Raw genomic sequence first — 18,098 nt, 5'->3', positions numbered from 1 at the left:
GCACCGGACGCGCCACCACTGCCTCCGCCTCCGCCCCCTGCCGGGCCTCCCTGCTTCTTGCGCGTCTTCGTATCGGCGTCTGCGAGCATGGTCATGAAATCCAGATGGGTTTTACGGGTCCGCCCCCACCCGCCAACGCGGCGCACCGGCTGCGTGCACGCCACCGGTCGGGTCGGACCATCACGTCAAGCGGCGGGACTACCATGGCCCCCTGACATTGAGAACGAATTCGGGAGGTTGCGTTGGCTCCGGCGCGGGACTTCTGCACATCCGTACAGTCCTGTGCCTGCTTGAAACGCGCCGCCAACCCCCCGGAATTCCGAGAGGTGCGGCGGACAGCGGTTGGCTGGCGGGCTGCTTCCGGAAGGGGGCGCTACCCGTTGTCACCGGACGGGTTGGCGCGGGGCTTCTTGGGTTCGGCGTCCGGGGCGCGGCCCCAGTTGCCGCTGCCGTGCTTGAAGATCTGCACGCCCCGGCCGGAGCTGTCGCCGAGCATGCCGCTGACGGTGGCCTGGACGGCCTTGCCGCCGCCGGCCGGGTGGTAGATGACGCGCACCTTCCTGGCGGAGGGCAAGAGGGCGCTGGTGGCGTCGATGAGCAGGTAGACGGTGGTGCCGTCCGTCTGGACGCGTTCGGGGTCCTGGCGGTGGTTGAGGTCGGCGAGCAGCTCGCCGCCGTCGGCGCTGTTGGCGTCGGAGCCCAGCTGGCGCACCTTCACGCGCAGGTTGAGCTCCGCGGGGGCGTCCTGGCGCTTGTACTCGCGCACGCCCTGGATGACGACGGCCAGGTCGGCGCCGTTCTCCGGGCCCTGGGTGGGCAGGTGGAGGCCGGACTGGGCGCTGGCGTCGGTGTCCAGGAAGAGGGTGACGTTGGCGCAGCGCTGCTTGCACTCCTCGCCGAAGGGCATCCGGTCGAACTTCAGCCGCATGGCGAAGTCGCTGCCTTGGGGCCCGATGGTGGCGTCGATGATGACGGGGCGTTCCTCGTCCGGGGTCGGCTTGTAGCGGAACGTGGAGTTCCCCCGGCCCGCGGCGGAGGCATCAACGCTGGCGAGCAGCGTGCAAGCGAGCAGGGCGGACAGGCGCTTCACGGAAGGAGACCTCCTGGCGGGACGGGCGGTGCCACGTCAAAAGGGGCATTCAACGGGAAGAGGCCCAGGGCGGCAAGCCTTGGACGTAGAGTGGTCGCACGGAGGACAGCCATGCCGACGCCGTACGTACGCCAGCTCAAGCTGGGACCGATGGACAACTTCGTCTACCTCGTGGGGCCGGCGGACGGGCCGGAGGTGGTGGTGGTGGATCCGGCGTGGGACGTGCCGGCCATCGAGGCGGCGGTGGCGCAGGAGGGCAAGCGGGTGGTGGGCGCGTTCGTGTCGCACTGCCACGGCGACCACATCAACGGCCTTTCGGAGCTGCTGTCGCGCCACGACGTGCCGGTGTACGCGCAGGCGGAGGAGGTCGCGTTCTCGCGCGAGCTGCGCACCTGGGGCGGGGACGCGCTCCGACCGCTGAAGGCGGGGGATCCGGTGCCGGTGGGTTCGCGCACGTTCCAGGCGCTGCACACGCCCGGGCACACGCCGGGTTCGCACTGCCTGCTGGCGGACGACGCGCTGGTGTCCGGGGACACGGTGTTCATCAACGGCTGTGGCCGGTGCGACTTTCCGGGCGGCAACCCGGAGGCGATGTACCGCTCGCTGTCGCAGGTGCTGCTGAAGGTGCCGGACTCCGCGCGCCTGTTCCCGGGGCACGACTACGCGGACGTGCCGGTGGCGGGCATGGACGCCGTGCGCCAGAAGAACCCGTACTTCGCCTTCCCGGACATGGCGTCGTTCGTGGCGTTCCGGATGCGGCCGAGGAAGTAGGGCCGCCGCGTCCCGCTCACACCCGCCGCGCGCGGGTGACAGGCGGCATCCGCACGCCGCCGCCCTGGGGCTTCGCGTGCAGCGCCCAGTACGCGGACACGCCGAGCAGCGCCACCGAGAGCAGCGTCCACAGGGCCGCCCAGACGATGGACGGCACCCAGGTCTCGCTCGCGAGGATGGCCGCGTCGCTCTGGGCCCTCACCGCGCTGTTCCACAGGTCGTCCCGCAGGTCGAAGACGACGTAGAGCGCCGTGAAGGCCGCGAGGAACAGGTTGAGCGCATCCACCACGCCTGACGGCAGGAAGCGCGCGCCCAGCCCCATCGCCACCGCCATCCCCAGGCAGAACGCCAGGGTGAAGAGGTCCCCCGCGTAGAAGAAGCCCATCACCCCCAGCCACACCGACGCCGCGCCCATCACCGCGCGCCCCAGCCGGAAGCGGAACGTGGCCAGCATCAAGAGCGCCCCGGCCACCGCGCTGCCCAGGTAGCCCGCCGAGGACACCATGATGCGGTTGAACACCCCGGGCGGCAGCCTGGAGAAACAGCTGCCTCCCTCGTTCAACTGCAGATGCACCCGGTCCACCGACCCGCCCACGAGCAGCGTGGCGATGGCATGCCCGCTTTCATGCATCATCACCACCAACACCTTCACCGGCCACAACACCGGCGAGTACCAGAAGTACCAGGACGCCCCCACGAGCAGGACCAGCAGCACCAGCCGCCCGAAATCCAGTGTGGCTCCGCTTGCCGTGCGCATCGCTCGCTCCCTCTGGCCCCTGCCTGCCTGGACACCCGAACAGACACCGGAACATTCAGGGGCGGTCCATCTTCCGCGAAAACGCCTTCCCCCGACACCGGAACGGTCGCGCGCGGGCACCGGACGGAGTAGGGAGGGGACACCATGAAGAAGACGCTCCTCCTCCTGTCGCTCGTGGCTGCCTCGGCCTTCGCCGGGGAAGGGAAGTGGACCCCTCAGCAGGTGCTGGAGCTGAGCCCCGCCTGGCTCAAGGCCCAGGGCCTTCAGCTTCCTCCCAGCAAGCTGTGGGACCCCAAAAGGGGCACCGGCCTGCTGGCGGGCACGGTGAACACCGGCGGCTGCTCCGGGTCGTTCATCTCCGCGTCCGGCCTCATCATCACCAATCACCACTGCGCCTTCTCCATCATCCAGGAGCACAGCTCCCCCCAGAAGGACCTCATCACCGACGGCTTCCTCGCGAAGCGTCCGGCGGAGGAGCTCCCGGGCAAGGGCTCGCGCGTGCAGGTGCCGCGCGGCTTCAAGGACGTGACGGCGGACATCAACGCCTCCGTGCCCGCGGGCGCGGACGACCTCGCGCGCTACAAGGCCATCGACCGCAAGCAGAAGGAGCTGGTCGCCGAGTGCGAGAAGCGCCCCGCCACCCGCTGCCAGGTCGCGACCTTCGACGGCGGCGTCAACTACACGCTGGTGGACGCGGTGGAGCTGCAGGACGTGCGGCTCGTCTACGCGCCGCCCCGCGCGGTGGGCGAGTACGGCGGCGAAGAGGACAACTGGTCCTGGCCGCGCCACACCGGCGACTTCTCCATCATCCGCGCGTACACCGCGCCGGACGGAAGCTCCGCCCCGTACAGCGAGAAGAACGTGCCCTACAAGGCCGAGTTCTTCTTCCCGCTGTCCACCCAGGGCGTGAAGCCGGGCGACTTCGTGATGGTGCTGGGCTACCCGGGCACCACCTTCCGCACGCTGCTCGCGGAGGAGATGGCCGAGCGCCAGGCGCGCTACTACCCGCGCGTGCGCGACGTGCTGGGCGAGGCCATCCGCATCCTGGAGGCCGAAGGCGAGAAGGACCCCGCGGGGAAGATCGCCGTGTCCTCGCAGCTCAAGAGCCTGCACAACGTCTACAAGAACGCGGGCGGCCAATTGGAAGGCCTGCAGCGCGGCCACATCGTGGAGAAGCAGCGCGCCACCGAGGCCTCCGTCGTCGCCTGGGCCCAGAAGGCCGGCGCGCAGTGGAACGACGCCCTCAAGGCCCGCGAGGACCTGCTCGCCGAACAGCAGGCGTCCGCGAAGACCTTCGAGCGCGACTTCCTGCTCGGCATGTCCGCGCGCCTCGCTCGCGGCCCCGCGCTCGCGGCGTCCGTGGCCCGGCTGTCCATGGAGCGCGCGAAGCCGGACCTGGAGCGCCGCCCGGAGTACATGGACCGCGAGCTGCCGCGCATCAAGGACCGCCTGGAGCGCGAGCAGAAGAACCTGTTCATCGCCGCGGACAAGGCGCTGCTCCACGCGTTCGTGAAGCGCGCGCAGGCGCTCAAGCCCGACGAGCGCATCACCGCCGTGGACACCCATTTCGGCAAGACGTACGTGGAGAAGGACGTCTGCGCGAAGATCGACTCGCTCTACGCGGGCACCAAGGTGCTGACGCAGGCGGAGCGGATGAAGATGGCGGACGAGTCCCCCGCGCAGCTCGCCGCGCGCAAGGATCCGCTGCTCGCGTTCGGCCTGGACCTGGCGAAGGAGCAGGCGGCGCTGGACGACACCAAGGACCGGCGCCAGGGCGCGGCGTCGCGGCTGCGGCCGGCCTGGCGCAAGGCGGTGATGGCGCAGGCGGGCAAGCCCGTGGCCCCGGACGCCAACAGCACGCTGCGCGTGTCGTTCGCCAAGGTGCAGGGCTACTCGCCGCGCGACGGTGCGGTGTACCTGCCGCAGACGACGCTGACGGGCATGCTCCAGAAGCACACGGGCGAGGAGCCCTTCATCGCGCCGGACAAGGTGCGCGCGACGGCGGAGGCGAAGAAGTTCGGACCGTGGGTGGACCCCCGGCTGAAGGACGTGCCGGTGGACTTCCTGTCGGACGCGGACACCACGGGCGGCAACTCCGGCAGCCCCACGGTGAACGGCAAGGGCGAACTCGTGGGCGTGAACTTCGACCGCGTGTGGGAGAACGTCGCGAACGACTTCGGCTACAATCCGGACGTGGCCCGGAACGTCAACGTGGACGTGCGCTACCTGCTGTGGCAGCTCGACCAGGTGGAGAACGCGGACGCGCTCCTTCGCGAGCTCAACATCCGCAAGAGCACGCCGGTGGTGAAGGAGGCGCGCTGAAATGTCGGACGCGGGAGAGGGGCTGCCGGCGCTTCCCACCTTCCGTCCTGAGGAGCGGGTGTGCGGCAACTGCAAGCTGTGGAGCCCGCACTCCGTGGATCACCGTGGCTGGGTGGGGCCATGCCGCATGAACACCTCGCGCGGCCTGTTCCCCCCTTCCGCGCCCCTGTGTGACAAGTACGCGCCCCGGGGCTCCGCGACCCCGCTGCCCCCGCCCGTGAGCACGCGGGGGCGGGCACCGGCGCGCAGCGTGGCGCCCGTGGTGGTGCGGCGCCGCGCGGACCCCAACGACGTGGTGGACCTGGAAGGGCTGAACATGACGCGCGAAGAGCTGATGGACATCTTCCGGGAGGCCTCCGGCATCAGTGAGCCCCCGCTCGCCGCCAAGTGGGAGGGCGGCACCGTGCGCCTCGTCCCGGGCAACCCGGAGCTGCAGGCGAAGGACCTGCCCATCGACAACCTGTTCCACAAGGTCACGATGGTGCGCGACCGCCTGCGCGTGCTGGAGCAGAAGCTCAACGCCCACCCCAAGCTCTCCGAAGCGGAGAAGGTGGAGATGCAGAGCTACATCACCCGCGTGTACGGGTCGCTCACCAGCTTCAACGTCCTCTTCAAGGAGAAGACGGATCAGTTCGTCGGCAGCAAGGGCGACGAGTAGTCCCGTCTCGCGACCTCACGGCCGCTGGCCGCGCTCCTCCATCACGGAGAGGGCGCGCTGGCGGCCGCGGTGCAGGGCGCTCTTCACCGTGCCCTCGGGGATGCGCAGGAGCCGGGCGATCTCCGCCGAGCCCAGGCCGCGCACCTCGCGCAGGTAGAGCACCTGCCGCTGCTGGGGGTTCACCTCCTCCATCGCTTCGTGGAAGTGGCGCTGCATCTGTTCACCCATGGCGTGCGCCTCGGGCGACACCGTCTCCTGCGGCGCGTGCGTCAGCCGCTCCCGGCGCCTGCGCGCGCGCAGCCAGTTGATGCTGCTGTTGACCATCACCCGGTGCAGCCACGTCGTCCACGTCGCCCGGCCGTCCAGTCCTGGCGGCTGCCGCGACAGGCGCAGGAAGACGTCCTGCACCACGTCCTCCGCGTCGTCGGTGTCCCCCACGATGCGCCGGGCAATGGTGAGGGCCCGGGTGCGGTGCCGGGCGTACAGGTCGTTCAGGGAAGGGAAGGGGAGGACAGCGGCGTGCGGGCCCATGGCGGACGGTCTCCTGTGTCTCCCCCTGGAACGAATGGGCGCGACGAAGGGTCTATGACCCTGGCCTGGAGGGCAGGTGACCGCACGCCGCCGGACGCTTCCCCGGGACTCCCGGGCGGGGCCCCGGGCCGGCCGTCCCCCTGGAGGCCCCACCGGACACCGTTCACGGGGCCGTGCCCCGCCGCCTCCCCACCGCGGGTGGTGCGCACCTTGCGAGCCAGGGGGGCGCGATGGCTCGGACGGCCGACATCGGGGGCAGGCGGCAGTTCATGCCCCGGCGCCGGGAGGGCCACGGCTTCGTGGACCTGCTCCTGGGGCGTCCGCTCACCAGCGCCCAGGCGACGCAGGAGAAGACGGGCGTCCTCACCGGTGTGGCGCTGCTGGGATTGGACGCGCTGTCCTCCGCCGCGTACGGCCCGGAGGCCGCCCTCACCGTGCTGCGCCCGCTGGGCCCCGCGGGCGTGTGGCTGCTGCTGCCCATCACGGCCGCCATCGTCGGGCTGCTGCTGGTCGTGGCGGGCTCGTACGCGCAGACCCTCGCCGCGTACCCCAACGGCGGCGGGGCGTACACCGTGGCGCGGCAGAACCTGGGACGCGGCGCGGGGCTGCTGGCCGCCACCGCGTTGATGCTCGACTACATGCTCAACGTGGCCGTGGGCATCTCCGCGGGCGTGGGCGCGCTGGTGTCCGCGGTCCCCTCGCTGCGGCCCTACATGCTGCCCCTCACCCTGGTGGTGCTGGCGCTGCTCACCCTGGTGAACCTGCGCGGCGTGCGCGAAGCGGGCGCGGCGTTCGTCGTGCCCACGTGGTTCTTCATCGGCTCGCTCACCGTGGTGCTGGGCGTGGGCGTGTCCCGGCTGCTCACAGGCCACGCGACGCCCCTCCAGGCCCCGCCGCCCCTGGTGGTGCCCACCGCGTCCGTGGGCGCGTGGCTCGTCATCCGCGCCTTCGCCAGCGGCTGCACGGCGATGACGGGTGTGGAGGCCATCAGCAACGCGGTGCCCCTCTTCCGGGACCCGTCCATCCGCCGCGCGCGCACCACGCTGGGCATCATCGTCGGCGTCCTCGTCACGCTGCTGCTGGGCATCGCGCTGTTGTGCCGGGCCTATGGCGTGGGCGCGACGCTGCCCGGATCCGCGGACTACCAGACGGTGCTGTCCCAGCTCATCGCCGCGGTGATGGGCCGTGGCGTCTTCTACTACGTGGCGATGACCGCCATCCTCTGCGTGCTCGCGCTGTCCGCCAACACCAGCTACGCGGGCTTCCCGCTCGTGTGCCAGGTGCTCGCGCACGAGCGTTACCTGCCCCCGGGCTTCGCCCACCGGGGACGGCGGCTCGCCCTGTCGCGAGGCATCCTCACCCTGTCCGGGCTGGCGGCGCTGCTGCTCATCGCGTGCCGGGGCATCACCGACCGGCTGATTCCCCTCTTCGCCATCGGTGCGCTGATGGCCTTCACCCTGTCCCAGGCGGGCATGGTGGTGCACTGGCACTGGCACCGGACCCAGGGCTGGTGGTGGCGCCGCGCGCTCAACGGCCTGGGCGCGGCGATGACGGCGCTCACCCTCGTCATCGTGGGCGTGTCCAAGTTCGCGCGCGGCGGCTGGGCCGCGTTCATCCTCGTGCCCGCGGGCATCGTGCTCCTGTCGCGCATCCACGCTGGCTATGCGCGCATGCGGCGGGACACGGAGCTGCGCCGACCGCTGCGGCTGGCCCCGGGCCCGTCGCTCGTCGCCGTGGTGCCGGTGGACCGCTGGTCCCACGCGTCGGAGACGGCGCTGCGCTTCGCGCTGGAGCTGAGCGACGACGTGCGCGCGGTGCACGTCTGCAACGGGGACACCGACGAGCAGGCGCTGGATTCCCAGTGGCAGCACTTCGTCCAGGTCCCGCTGCTGGAGGCAGGCCGGAAGCCTCCGCCGCTCGTGCACGTGGCGTCGCCGTACCGCGTGCTGGTGTGGCCGCTGCTGGACTACCTGGACTCGCTGCTCGCGGAAGCCCCGGGCCGCTCCGTGGCCGTCGTGCTGCCGGAGCTGCTGGAGGCGCGCTGGTTCCGCGCCATGCTGTACGGCCGCCGTTCGGAGTTGATGCGCAGCGCGCTGCTGCTGTCGGGCGAGCGCCGCCTGGTGGTGGTCAGCGTGCCCTGGTACCTGCGCGCCGCCGGGCGGACCGCGCCGCACTCCGCCTGGGTCGCCCCCGAGCACGGCGACCACCCCGGCGGCCATTAGGGCAGAGGGGGCGCCGGAGCGCGGCGCCCCCGGCACGTCACTCCTGTTCGTCCTGCTTCGTCATGCCCCAGTCCTTCAGGCGCTTGAAGAGGGTGGAGCGCGCCAGGCCCAGCTCGCGGGCCACGCGCTCGCGGTTGTTGTTGAAGCGGCGCAGCGCGGTCTCGATGATCTGCCGCTCCAGCTTCTCCAGCATCTGCTCCAGCGTCATGCCCGGCGGCAGCTCCGGCACGGTGATGCCCGTCTCGCGGTTGACCTCCTGGTCGAAGGACAGGTCGCCCGCGTCGATGGACGGTCCCTTGCGCAACAGCAGCGCGCGGTGCACCACGTTGCGCAGCTCGCGGATGTTGCCCGGCCACGCGTGCTGCTGGAGCCGCTCCAGCGCGGCGGGCGTGAAGCGCACCGTCTGTCCGCGCGGGGCGAACGCTCGCACGAAGTGCTCCGCCAGCCCGACGACGTCCCCCCGGCGGCTTCTCAGGGGCGGCAGGTGCAGCGGGACGACGCAGAGGCGGTAGTACAGGTCCTCGCGGAAGCGGCCCTCGCGCGACGCCGCCAGCAGGTCGCGGTTGGTGGCCGCGACGACGCGCACGTCCACGTGCATGGGGCGGCTCGCGCCCACGCGCTTGATCTCCCCACTCTCCAGCGCGCGCAAGAGCTTCGCCTGGAGGTCCAGCGGAAGCTCGCCAATCTCATCCAGGAACAGCGTGCCTCCGTCCGCCTCCTCGAAGGCGCCCTTGCGCGCGCCCACGGAGCCGGTGAACGCGCCCTTCTCGTGGCCGAACAGCTCGCTCTCAATCAGCTCCTTGGAGATGGCGGCGCAGTTGACCGGGATGAGCGGCCGGTTCGCGCGCGGCGAGCACGCGTGCAGCGCGTTCGCCACCAGCTCCTTGCCCGTGCCGGACTCGCCCAGGATGGTGACGGCCGCGGTGGACGGCGCCACGCGCTGGATGAGGTCCGTGAGCTGCCGCACCGACGGGTCGCTCCCGAGGATGCCGTGGAAGGACTGCGCCTCCTTCTTCGCGGCGGGCACCGCCTCCAGGATGAGCTCCGCCTCGCCCACGCGCAGGCTGGTGGGCAGCGTCACCTCCGCCTCGAACAGGCGCACCGGCCCCAGCCACGTGCCGTTGGTGGAGCGCAGGTCCACGACGTGGAACACGCCCTCCTGGCGCGTCACCTTGAGGTGCCGGCCGGAGATGAACCGGTCCTGGAGGACGAGGTCGCAGCCGGTGTCCTTGCCCACCGTGAAGCTGTCGCCGGTGAGCCGGTGCACCGTCTCCGTGGTGCCCTGCTTCACGCGCACCTGCGCGGCCTGCCAGCGCTGCGCGTCGCGGTTCTGCACCGTGGTGGAGCTGCCCGCCTCGGTGGCCCGGTCCGCGTCCTCGCTGGCGCCGTGCTGGCGGAACACCGCGCGCCACTGGCCCAGCTCCAGGTCCGCGCCGTCGGGCAGGTCCGCGCGCTCCACCACCTTGCCCGCGACCTTCGTGCCCTTGCCGGACAGGTCCTCCACCCGGCACCGCTGCCCGTCCCACAGGAGGGCCACCTGCTGGCGGCTCACCTCCGGATCCGGGATGGCCACGTCGCTCGAGTCGCCCCGACCGAGCACCAGCCGCGCCCGGTCCACCGCCACCCGCAACACTTCCTCGCCTCGACGGAAGAACACCAACTCCGGCATTCCAACCTCTCCCAACGCCCCCGCACCAGGGGCCGCGCAGCGCTTTACACGGCGCGTGCGCGGGCATCAACCCGGGGCCGGGCGATGGGAGAGGGACAAGCCCGGGCCTAGCGCTTGGCCGCGAAGCGTGGGCTGCTCACCATGCCGGTGAGCCGGCCGCCGCGGTAGCCCGGGTTCTCCCGGTCCACCGGCAGCATGTTCACCGCGAGGGCCAGGGGCCCCAGCCGCTGCTGGAAGGCCTGCTCGAACTTGAGCCGCACGTCCAGCCCCAGCTCGCTGTACTCCAGCCGCTTGCCCAGCTTCACCGTGCCGGTGCCCAGGCCCTCCAGGTCCTCGCTCTTGAGGTTCAGGTCCTTCACCGTGCCCAGGCCCTTGTCGAACTGGAAGTCGCCCTTCAGCTCACCCAGCACCACGCGCGGCAGGTCCATGGGCATCGCGGGGCCGCCGCCCATGGGGATGGCCGCCTTGCCGCCCTTGATGGTGAGCCCCTGGGTGTCCAGCGCCACCGTGCCCGTCGCCTGCGACCAGTCCACGGCCTGCCCGCGGATGAGCGTGCCCGGCGCCTTGAGTGAAATCCTCGCGTTGAGGGTCCCCTCCATGTCCACGCCGGTGTAGCCCGGCAGGTTGCCGCCGCCCGCCTGCAGCCCGTCCACGTCCACGTCCAGTGACGTGTCGCTCAGGCCGCCCACGGTGACGTGCACCGTGCCGCCCATGGCCTTGGCGTTCACCACCACGCCGGGCGGGAAGAGGGCGGGGCGCACCGCCACGGTGTCGAAGGTGAGCGCCTGTCCCAACTCCGCGGGGCCCAGTCCGCCGGACTCGCCCCGGGCGAGCGCCGCGACTGATTCCGCGCCCAGCGGCGTCGGCGGCTTGCTCACGCGCACGTCGGTGGCGGTGACGCCGGACAGGCCGGGCCTCAGGCCGCCAATGCGCACCGCGAGCCCCTGGCCGGCGGCCTCGGTGACGATGCGCGTGCGGACCGCGTCGTACGGGAAGGTGATGAGCAGGCAGAGCACGAAGGCCACCAGCGCGAACGCGGTGTAGCCCACGATGAGCTTCCAGCGGGCAGTCTTGGAGTCGGTGGCCATGGCTATTGCTTCATCCGGTAGGTGGCGACGGTCGTCCACGCCGTCAGGGTGTCCGTGGAGGGCCGCGGCTCCACGCGCAGGTACTTCACCTTCACGATGCCCGGGCCCGTCTCCACCGTGCGCAGGAAGTCCGTCAGCTTGCGCAGGTCCACGTCGGTGAAGGTCAGCTCCACGGAGCTTTCGATGATCTTCCCGTCGCCCACGCCCACGTCGCCCTTGGGCGACATGTTGGGCACGGTGAGGCCGGCGGCGGTGGCCTTGTCCTCGATGTACGTGATGAGCCGCACGTTGCTGCTGGTGAGCTGCTGCTCCACCGCCTGCCGCTCCTGCTGCGCGGCGCCGTAGCTGGCGGCCAGCGCCTGCACCTCCTGCAGCTTCGCCAGCTTGTCCTGCGTGCGCCGGCGGTAGCCCGACGCGCTGTTGGCGAAGCTGAAGATGACGATGAAGAGGACGAAGAGGCTCACCGCCGAGCCGGCGATCGCCACGAGCTTGCGCTCGCGGTCGCTCAGCCGCTCGAACCACGTCTGGACGGGCGCGAAGACTTCCCGAAGCTTTGCCATGTCCGCCATGTCAGCTCTCCCCCTCCGGCTTCTCGCCGGGGCACTGCACCTGCACGTCCAGGCGGAAGGTCTTCTTCCCGTCGCGCGTCGTATCCACCTTGCCCTCCTTCACGTCCTTGAAGCACCGGTGGCCCTTCAAGGCGGTGGAGAGCGTGTCGATCTGCTTGGAGCTGTCCGTCTCACCCTGGAGGATGATGCGGTCCAGGTCCACCTGGATGCGCTCGAAGCGCACCGGCACTTCCGGCGGCACCCGCTGGGTGAGTTCCGCCAGCAGGTTCACCGCCGACATCGTGGGCAGCGCCGCCGCGGGGCTCTCCACGCCCTTGAGCATGTTGAGTGCGCGGTCGTAGTTCGTCTCGCACGTGCCCAGGATGCGCTGGGTCGTCTTGCACAGCACCGCGTCCACCTCCGCCTCGCGGCGCGCCAGCACCGTGTTGCGCACCACCCCGAAGGCGACGAGCAGCAGCAGCAGCGTGACGGCGAACGAGGCCAGCAGGCCCATCCGGTCCTTCACGAAGTCGTAGCCGCCCTTGAAGGCGAACTCACCCCGGCGCAGGTTGAAGCGCGGCGCCTTCATCCCGGCCGCGTTGCCGCGCATCGCCAGCGCGTACGCCTGCGCCGCGGACGGCGCATCCGCGGTGGGGATCTTCCCGTCCGTCTCCGGCGGCAGCGCCAGCACGCGCACGGGCACGTTCAGGTCCTTGGACAGCTGCTCCGCGAGCCCCGGCATGCGCGCCGTGCCGCCCGCGAGCACCACCGCGTCCACCTGGCGCCGGGTGCGCGCGGTGAAGGACTTGAAGGAGGGCCGCAGTTCGCGCAGCACCGGCTGCAGGCCGCGCACGAAGGCGTTGGCCGCGCGCTCGGCGTCCGGGCCCGTGGCCGCGCTCGCCATCGCGCCGTGCGCCTCCTTCCACTGGTGCGCCTCCGGCAGCGTCGTCTGGAACTCGGTGGCGAGCGCCCGCGACAGGTCGCGTCCGCCGCCCGCGAAGGTGCGCGCGAACTCCACGCCCTGGCCCGGACGGCCAATGGCCACCGACGTGCGCTCGTGGCCGATGTCCACCACCGCCACGGTGCTGCCTTCACCCAGGCCTTCAAAGAGGCCGGGCGCCTGCGCGAACAGGTTCTGGTACGCGAGCGCCGGGTGGGTGATGACGCGCGGATCCACCTGGAGGCCGCCGAGCAGCGCCAGCAGCGACTGCAGCTCCTCCTTGCGCACCACGCCCACCAGCAGGTCCGCCGCCTTGTCCTTGCCGCCCGTGTCCTTCTGGCCGACCACCTGGTAGTCGTAGACGACCTCCGAGATGTCGAACGGCAACTGGCTGCCCACCTCGAAGGGCAGCGTCGCCTCCACGCGCTTGCTGTCGGAGAAGGGCAGGCTCACCGCGTGCGTGGTGAGCGACGGGCCGGGCAGGGCGATGACGACCTGATCCACGTGCCCCGCGGGCATCTTCCCGAGCAGCTCCTCCACCGCGGCGCGCAGCGTCTCCGGGCGCTCGCCCTCCTGCGCGCGGCGCACCTCGGCGAAGGCCTGCGTGGTGTGGGTTTTCGCTCCGGAGTCCAGCACCACCCCCTTCACGGAGTGGCTGCCGAGGTCCAGGCCAAGAATGCGGGCCATGCTATTCCTCTCTGTAATACACGAGCTTGCCCAGCCCGTCGTCCAGCTGGATGACCGCGGTGAGCGTCTTCTGGACGCTGCCCGCTTCTCCCACGGACTTGATGGTGAATGTCTTGCTCTTGTCGCCCAGGTAGCGGTTCTGCGCGACGTTGCCCTTGATGAGCGGGTTGACCGCGATGCCCGCCTGCTCCACCACGCCCAGGAAGTCCGCCACCGACATGCCGAAGAAGCTGAACATGCGCGCGGCGCGGATGCGGCTGATGAGCTCGTTGAGGAACACCGGGTCCGTCAGGCGTGGGTCCGGCCGGCTCGGGTCCGCCGCGGACATGACGGCCAGCCCCAGCATGATGGGGTCGTCGGTGTTGATGTTCGGCTTGGAGTTGATGTTCGGGTACACCGTGAGCCGGTCGCGGAACGCCGCCATGAAGCGGTCGTTGACGCCGTGGATGCGGTACAGCTCGTCCAGGCTGTCGAAGCGCCCGTTCTTCACGTCATAGCGCGGCTCGTAGCGGCTGTAGGGAGAGCCCTCGTCCGCGAAGCCCGCGACGAAGGGGTTCGTGGGGTCCTTGATGTTGAGCGCGGACTGCGTCGCGTCATCGTCTGCCCAGTCCTTCAGCGCGATGACGGTGTCCTGCGGCGTGGAGCGCACGTGGTTCGCGTCGTCCTGCTGCCAGAGGAACTCGAAGCGCTTGTCGCCGAGCATGTCCATCAGGCGCGCGGCGGTGGCCTGCGCCTCCGCGGGGCCGGTGTTCAGGCGCATCACGTTGAGCTTCTCCTCCTCGTCGCTGATGGTCGCGAGGAAGCAGCCCTCGAAGCCGCCGAACGAGCGGCGCTGCATCTGCGCCGCCATCTGCGACGCGGCGCCCGCGGACTCGTCCCCGTCGTCCATCTTGAAGGCCGGATCCACGTCCACCGGGTCGTTCTCCAGCCGGCTCCGGGTGCCGCCGCCGCTGTCGTCCTCCGCCGGCGCGCCGTCGCTCTTCACCAGCCCCTTGAGCATGTGGCAGTCCACCCGGGCCAGCTTCCACAGCTGGATGTTGAGCGACTGCGGCTGGAACGCCTGCGTGCCGCCCGCGCCCGGCTGCGCGCCGCCCAGGCCCAGCTGCGACAGCATGGCCATGGGGTTGGGGATGGGCGTCTGGTCCACCTGCTTCTGGAAGCGCAACAGCAGCCGGCCCAGCGACATGCCGGAGCGGGCCATGTAGTAGGCGCGCACTTCATCACGCTGGTTGGCGGCGAGCTGCAGGTCCACCCGGGTGTTGTAGGCGAACTCCGAGGCCACCACCGTGAGCAGCGCGATGGAGACGATGGCGATGATGAGCGCCACGCCGCGCGAGCGCCGGTCCTTGCGCGCGGCCTTCGCGGGCGCGCCGGGTGCCGGCACCGGCATGGGGGCCTTTGCGCGACGGCGGGACGCCTGCTGGAAGTAGGAGAAGGCCATCAGTCGAACCTCTTCAGTTCCGTGTTGAGCACGATGCGCGTCTGCGTGGTGTAGCGCGCTTCCTTGCCCGACTCGTCCAGGGCGATGACGGTGATGCGCACGCGCGTGGGGAGGATGGACTTCTTCTCCGTGCGCCGCGTGTCCCATTCGTCATCCCACTCCTTCTTCTCCGAATCCCAGTAGGCGAACTCCACGCCCTTGACGCCCTCGAAGAGGACGTCCGTGGTGCCGCCCCGGTCCATGCGCTCGCCCACGTTGGGGTTCACCCGGCGCTTCAGGTCCATGCGCTGGCGCGTGGCGCGCTCGGTGGAGTTCTCCACGAAGTACTCCACCACCGCCTGGTCGGACTCCTTCACGTCCGTGTACAGGCGCTGGTGCGCGAACGTGGTGAAGAGCAGCTTGTTGCGCTCGCCGACGAAGTTGGTGGGCCGGTCGTTCTGGTCGCGGAAGCGGCGCAGGTCGTAGCGGTCGCTCACGTAGGCGGAGCCAATCTCGCGCGCCATGCGGTTGAGCGACACGCGCACCATGCGGTAGCGCTCCGCCTCACCCTCCACCACCTCCTTGGCGTTGATGCCCGTCTGGAAGGCCATGGCGACGACGGTGCCCATCAGCGCGGTGATGGAGACCGCCACCATCACCTCCATCAGCGTGAAGCCGCGTGCGCGTGCAGGTCGTCTCATTGCTTGTTCCCAGGGAAGTTGTTGAGGTTGGGGAACCCACCCTTGCCGAAGATGCCGCCGGGCGCGCGCGGGTTGATGCCGCCCGTGCCACCGGGCTGCGGGCCGCCCGCGCGGTTGAGCTCATCGAGCACCTGCGCGCGGTTGCGCAGCGGCTGGCGCGTGGCCGGGTCCAGCATCTGCCCGTTGGGGCCCTGGATGGGGTTCTCCACCACGCGGCCGTCAGGTGTCACCCACTGGTTCTCCGCGCCCTTGGTGCTGCCCGCGTTGGGCGTGAAGCCGCCGTTGCGGTCGCCGCCCGGCCCCAGGGACACCACGTGCGTGACGACGTCCACGCTCTCCACCTGGGTGCCTTCCTTCCAGTACACGGTGAGGTGCACCTCGCGCACGGCCTTGGTGAGCTGGTCCACCATCTGCGTGAACATGGGCTGCGCCATGCTCATGGCGGAGGCGCCCATCGGGCTGGACGTGGTGCTGCCACCCGGAGGCGTGCCCTTGTCGCCGCCGCCGCCGCCGAAGAGGCCCGCGAGGCCGCCCAGCGGGTCGCCGCTGTCGCCGCCCCCGCCCATGGGCAGGTTGAAGATGGCGCCGATGAGCTGATCCGGCGTCACGCCGTCCGTCTTGGGCGCGATGATGCGCGCGCGCCACTTGAACTGGGGCCAGCCGTCGTCGGAGAAGTCGCCGGACTGCTCGTCGTCGTCGACGTCGAAGCCGTCGTCGTAGAGCTTCTGCTCCAGGTCCGTCATCTTCGAGCGGGCCAGGAGCGACGCCACGGTGAGCCGCTTGGTGTAGACGTGGTTGGAGACCGCGCCGGCGTTGAGGTCGAAGATGGCCATCAACGCCACGCTCAGGATGGCCATGGCCACCATCGTCTCCAGCAGGGTGAAGCCACTGCGTCGGTTGCCGGGGTGTCTCATGAGCGGGGCACCTCCAGGGCCTCGGATGCGATGTTCACCTTGCCTGTCAGGGGTGACACGTCCAGCGTCCACGCGTTGTCACCCTGTCGCAGGAACACCATGGCCTTCTCCGTGTAGCCCTGCGGGAAGAAGTAGAGATAGGCGACGCCGCTCTCCACCGGCTCGCGCTGCTGGCGCGTCCACACCGACACCGCCACGCCCGACGGCAGCTCGCGCGGGGTGATCTCCTCCGCGGTGTACGCGGAGAAGGTGGACTGCGATTCGATGCGCGTCTTCTCCTGGTCCATCAGCTCCTGCGCGGACGGTGACGAATTGTCCGAGCGCGTGTAGTTCTTGCGCTCATCCCGTCCACCGTTGCGCGCCGCCTGCTCCCGGTCGCGCTCGTCGCTCTTCAGCGCCGCGTCCCGGTCGCGCGAGGTGGTGATGCCGCCCGCGGCGCATTCGGCGTGGTAGCGCGTGGGCTCCTCGCGCTTGGGGCCGGGGATTTCAAACACCAGCCGGCACGTCTTGCCGCTGAGCGCCGCCGAGTCGTAGAGCGACCGGATGACGCCCGCGAGCTCCGTGGCGGAGCCCTTCGCCTTGGCCCCGGTGAGCGCGCCGATGCCCACCGTCACCGCGGCGAACAGCACCGCCGCGATGGCGATGGCGATGGAGATCTCAATCAGCGTCAGGCCGCGAGGGGCACTACGGCGGCGGGCGGGAGCAGGGGACATGGCGTTCATCACGGCTGCACCCCCTGTGCCACCAGGCCGCCGCTGAACACGTCCGCGGCGTCGCCGGTGCCGCCGGGCAGGCCGTCGGAGCCCAGTGACAGCACGGCCCCCGTCTTGCCCGCCATCCGGTAGACATACGGGTGGCCCCACGGGTCGATGGGCGTGGCGTCCAGCACCTTGGAGGCGATGAGCGGCGCGAAGCCCTGCGCCTGGGTGGGGAACTCGCCCATCAGCCGGTGGTAGGACTTGAAGAAGCCCTCCAGGCGGCGGATCTGCTCGCGCGCCTGGCGCTGCGGACGGGTGAGGGTGTTGTCCTGGGTGGCCCACACCAGCACGAAGGCCAGCAGGGTGGCGCCGCCGAACACGCCCGCCAGGATGATGCGGCCCCGGCGGGAGGAGCGGGCGCGGGGCTGCTGGCCGGGCGCGCCGGAAACGGGACGCGCCTCACGCGCGGACGTCGGTGAGGAAGTGTGCTCGGGATTCATCTCGGGCATTCCTACGACAACACGCGGGGGCGCGGCTTTGCTTCACGGAGAGGCTGCGCGACTACTGCTGCTTGGCCGCCGAGTCCTTGGAGGAGATGTCGGCGTCGGAGCCCTCGCCGCCCGCGTTGCCGTCGGCGCCGTAGCTGGTGATGACCGGCTTGCCGCCCTCGTTCATGTAGACGTACTCGCGGCCCCAGGGGTCCGTGGGCATGCGCTCCAGGTTCTGGGTGTCCACCAGCGCCTTGAGGCCCGTGGCGGTGTCCGGGTAGGAGCCCTTCTTCGTGTAGTAGAGCTTCATCGCGCTCTGGATGTTGCGGATGTCCAGACGGGCGGTGTCCTGCTTGGCCTCTTCCAGCTTCGGGATGACGGCCACGCCCACCGCGGCGGCGATGAGCCCGAGGATGGTGATGACCACCATGATCTCGATGAGGGTCATGCCGCGGTTGCGGCGGCGCTGCTGCTTCTTCGCATTCGTCGTCGTCATGTCTTCACTCACCTTCGGGTGACTTTCTGGCAGTCCACCCGGCCTGGGCTGTGTCGGGATGTCAGGGGCGCTTCAGGGAGGGCCGCGGTGTCCGGCGG

Annotated in this window: 17 protein-coding genes; 4 read left to right on the top strand and 13 right to left on the bottom strand. The window is 70.6% G+C overall.

All coding sequences use genetic code 11. The features are described 5' to 3' along the window. Positions 1-373: 373 nt before the first annotated feature. The gene (locus tag D7V97_RS23605; RefSeq protein WP_120612916.1) at positions 374-1,090 is read right to left on the bottom strand and encodes a hypothetical protein; all 717 of its coding nucleotides are present in this window, start codon (positions 1,088-1,090) and stop codon (positions 374-376) included. Positions 1,091-1,201: 111 nt separating this feature from the next. Between D7V97_RS23605 and D7V97_RS23600 the strand changes: the two genes are divergently transcribed. After that, entirely contained in the window at positions 1,202-1,861 is a 660-nt protein-coding gene (locus D7V97_RS23600; protein ID WP_120612915.1) for an MBL fold metallo-hydrolase, read from the top strand. A gap of 16 nt (positions 1,862-1,877) precedes the next feature. Here D7V97_RS23600 and D7V97_RS23595 read toward each other — a convergent pair whose 3' ends face one another. Further along, on the bottom strand, positions 1,878-2,618 hold the full coding sequence (locus D7V97_RS23595) for a M50 family metallopeptidase (protein ID WP_120612914.1): 741 nt from the start codon (positions 2,616-2,618) through the stop codon (positions 1,878-1,880). 144 nt (positions 2,619-2,762) lie between these two features. Between D7V97_RS23595 and D7V97_RS23590 the strand changes: the two genes are divergently transcribed. Both D7V97_RS23590 and D7V97_RS23585 read left to right on the top strand, forming a co-directional pair. Next, complete coding sequence (locus D7V97_RS23590; protein ID WP_120612913.1) at positions 2,763-4,940, top strand: S46 family peptidase; 2,178 nt, start codon at positions 2,763-2,765, stop codon at positions 4,938-4,940. Between the two features lies 1 nt (position 4,941). Further along, entirely contained in the window at positions 4,942-5,598 is a 657-nt protein-coding gene (locus D7V97_RS23585; protein ID WP_120612912.1) for a hypothetical protein, read from the top strand. A 15-nt stretch (positions 5,599-5,613) separates the two neighbouring features. Here D7V97_RS23585 and D7V97_RS23580 read toward each other — a convergent pair whose 3' ends face one another. Further along, entirely contained in the window at positions 5,614-6,129 is a 516-nt protein-coding gene (locus tag D7V97_RS23580; protein WP_120612911.1) for an RNA polymerase sigma factor, read from the bottom strand. 230 nt (positions 6,130-6,359) lie between these two features. Here D7V97_RS23580 and D7V97_RS23575 point away from each other — a divergent pair, with 230 nt between their 5' ends. Continuing rightward, the gene (locus D7V97_RS23575; protein WP_233583130.1) at positions 6,360-8,351 is read left to right on the top strand and encodes an APC family permease; all 1,992 of its coding nucleotides are present in this window, start codon (positions 6,360-6,362) and stop codon (positions 8,349-8,351) included. A 37-nt stretch (positions 8,352-8,388) separates the two neighbouring features. Here the strand turns inward: D7V97_RS23575 and D7V97_RS23570 are convergent, their stop codons facing one another. From D7V97_RS23570 to gspG, 10 genes are all read right to left on the bottom strand, one after another. Next, a complete protein-coding gene (locus tag D7V97_RS23570) occupies positions 8,389-10,020 on the bottom strand; it encodes a sigma 54-interacting transcriptional regulator (protein ID WP_120612910.1) in 1,632 nt (543 codons plus the stop codon). A gap of 107 nt (positions 10,021-10,127) precedes the next feature. Then, on the bottom strand, positions 10,128-11,108 hold the full coding sequence (gene gspN, locus D7V97_RS23565; protein ID WP_120612909.1) for a type II secretion system protein GspN: 981 nt from the start codon (positions 11,106-11,108) through the stop codon (positions 10,128-10,130). A 2-nt stretch (positions 11,109-11,110) separates the two neighbouring features. Beyond that, positions 11,111-11,668, bottom strand: a complete 558-nt coding sequence (gspM, locus tag D7V97_RS23560; RefSeq protein WP_120612918.1) for a type II secretion system protein GspM — start codon at positions 11,666-11,668, stop codon at positions 11,111-11,113. A gap of 10 nt (positions 11,669-11,678) precedes the next feature. Next, a complete protein-coding gene (gene pilM, locus D7V97_RS23555) occupies positions 11,679-13,283 on the bottom strand; it encodes a pilus assembly protein PilM (protein ID WP_120612908.1) in 1,605 nt (534 codons plus the stop codon). A 1-nt stretch (position 13,284) separates the two neighbouring features. Beyond that, positions 13,285-14,724, bottom strand: a complete 1,440-nt coding sequence (locus tag D7V97_RS23550; RefSeq protein WP_120612907.1) for a general secretion pathway protein GspK — start codon at positions 14,722-14,724, stop codon at positions 13,285-13,287. Then, a complete protein-coding gene (locus D7V97_RS23545) occupies positions 14,724-15,404 on the bottom strand; it encodes a type II secretion system protein GspJ (protein WP_120612906.1) in 681 nt (226 codons plus the stop codon). The genes D7V97_RS23550 and D7V97_RS23545 overlap by 1 nt, the downstream gene beginning before the upstream one ends. Further along, positions 15,401-16,318, bottom strand: coding sequence for a prepilin-type N-terminal cleavage/methylation domain-containing protein (locus D7V97_RS23540; RefSeq protein WP_120612905.1), 918 nt, complete (start codon positions 16,316-16,318; stop codon positions 15,401-15,403). Before D7V97_RS23540 ends, D7V97_RS23545 begins: the two co-directional genes overlap by 4 nt. Next, on the bottom strand, positions 16,315-17,031 hold the full coding sequence (locus tag D7V97_RS23535; protein WP_120612917.1) for a prepilin-type N-terminal cleavage/methylation domain-containing protein: 717 nt from the start codon (positions 17,029-17,031) through the stop codon (positions 16,315-16,317). Before D7V97_RS23535 ends, D7V97_RS23540 begins: the two co-directional genes overlap by 4 nt. An 8-nt stretch (positions 17,032-17,039) precedes the next feature. Then, the gene (locus D7V97_RS23530; RefSeq protein WP_120612904.1) at positions 17,040-17,516 is read right to left on the bottom strand and encodes a type II secretion system protein GspG; all 477 of its coding nucleotides are present in this window, start codon (positions 17,514-17,516) and stop codon (positions 17,040-17,042) included. Between the two features lie 61 nt (positions 17,517-17,577). Next, entirely contained in the window at positions 17,578-18,000 is a 423-nt protein-coding gene (gene gspG, locus D7V97_RS23525; RefSeq protein ID WP_120612903.1) for a type II secretion system major pseudopilin GspG, read from the bottom strand. Positions 18,001-18,098 lie beyond the last annotated feature (98 nt).

Source organism: Corallococcus sp. CA053C (assembly GCF_003611675.1).
Classification (GTDB): Bacteria; Myxococcota; Myxococcia; order Myxococcales; family Myxococcaceae; genus Corallococcus.
Note: the sequence above shows the minus strand (reverse complement) of the source record. Positions and strands in the feature narration are given on the sequence as shown.

What these genes read in the sequence shown, in the direction of transcription:
- D7V97_RS23570 (WP_120612910.1), bottom strand. Translation starts at nt 10,020, where the DNA reads ATGCCGGAGTTGGTGTTCTTCCGTCGAGGCGAGGAAGTGTTGCGGGTG.
- gspG (WP_120612903.1), bottom strand. Translation starts at nt 18,000, where the DNA reads ATGACGACGACGAATGCGAAGAAGCAGCAGCGCCGCCGCAACCGCGGC.
- D7V97_RS23535 (WP_120612917.1), bottom strand. Translation starts at nt 17,031, where the DNA reads ATGTCCCCTGCTCCCGCCCGCCGCCGTAGTGCCCCTCGCGGCCTGACG.
- D7V97_RS23550 (WP_120612907.1), bottom strand. Translation starts at nt 14,724, where the DNA reads ATGGCCTTCTCCTACTTCCAGCAGGCGTCCCGCCGTCGCGCAAAGGCC.
- pilM (WP_120612908.1), bottom strand. Translation starts at nt 13,283, where the DNA reads ATGGCCCGCATTCTTGGCCTGGACCTCGGCAGCCACTCCGTGAAGGGG.
- D7V97_RS23530 (WP_120612904.1), bottom strand. Translation starts at nt 17,516, where the DNA reads ATGAATCCCGAGCACACTTCCTCACCGACGTCCGCGCGTGAGGCGCGT.
- D7V97_RS23595 (WP_120612914.1), bottom strand. Translation starts at nt 2,618, where the DNA reads ATGCGCACGGCAAGCGGAGCCACACTGGATTTCGGGCGGCTGGTGCTG.
- D7V97_RS23600 (WP_120612915.1), top strand. Translation starts at nt 1,202, where the DNA reads ATGCCGACGCCGTACGTACGCCAGCTCAAGCTGGGACCGATGGACAAC.
- gspM (WP_120612918.1), bottom strand. Translation starts at nt 11,668, where the DNA reads ATGGCAAAGCTTCGGGAAGTCTTCGCGCCCGTCCAGACGTGGTTCGAG.
- D7V97_RS23590 (WP_120612913.1), top strand. Translation starts at nt 2,763, where the DNA reads ATGAAGAAGACGCTCCTCCTCCTGTCGCTCGTGGCTGCCTCGGCCTTC.
- D7V97_RS23540 (WP_120612905.1), bottom strand. Translation starts at nt 16,318, where the DNA reads ATGAGACACCCCGGCAACCGACGCAGTGGCTTCACCCTGCTGGAGACG.
- D7V97_RS23575 (WP_233583130.1), top strand. Translation starts at nt 6,360, where the DNA reads ATGGCTCGGACGGCCGACATCGGGGGCAGGCGGCAGTTCATGCCCCGG.
- D7V97_RS23585 (WP_120612912.1), top strand. Translation starts at nt 4,942, where the DNA reads ATGTCGGACGCGGGAGAGGGGCTGCCGGCGCTTCCCACCTTCCGTCCT.
- D7V97_RS23545 (WP_120612906.1), bottom strand. Translation starts at nt 15,404, where the DNA reads ATGAGACGACCTGCACGCGCACGCGGCTTCACGCTGATGGAGGTGATG.
- gspN (WP_120612909.1), bottom strand. Translation starts at nt 11,108, where the DNA reads ATGGCCACCGACTCCAAGACTGCCCGCTGGAAGCTCATCGTGGGCTAC.
- D7V97_RS23580 (WP_120612911.1), bottom strand. Translation starts at nt 6,129, where the DNA reads ATGGGCCCGCACGCCGCTGTCCTCCCCTTCCCTTCCCTGAACGACCTG.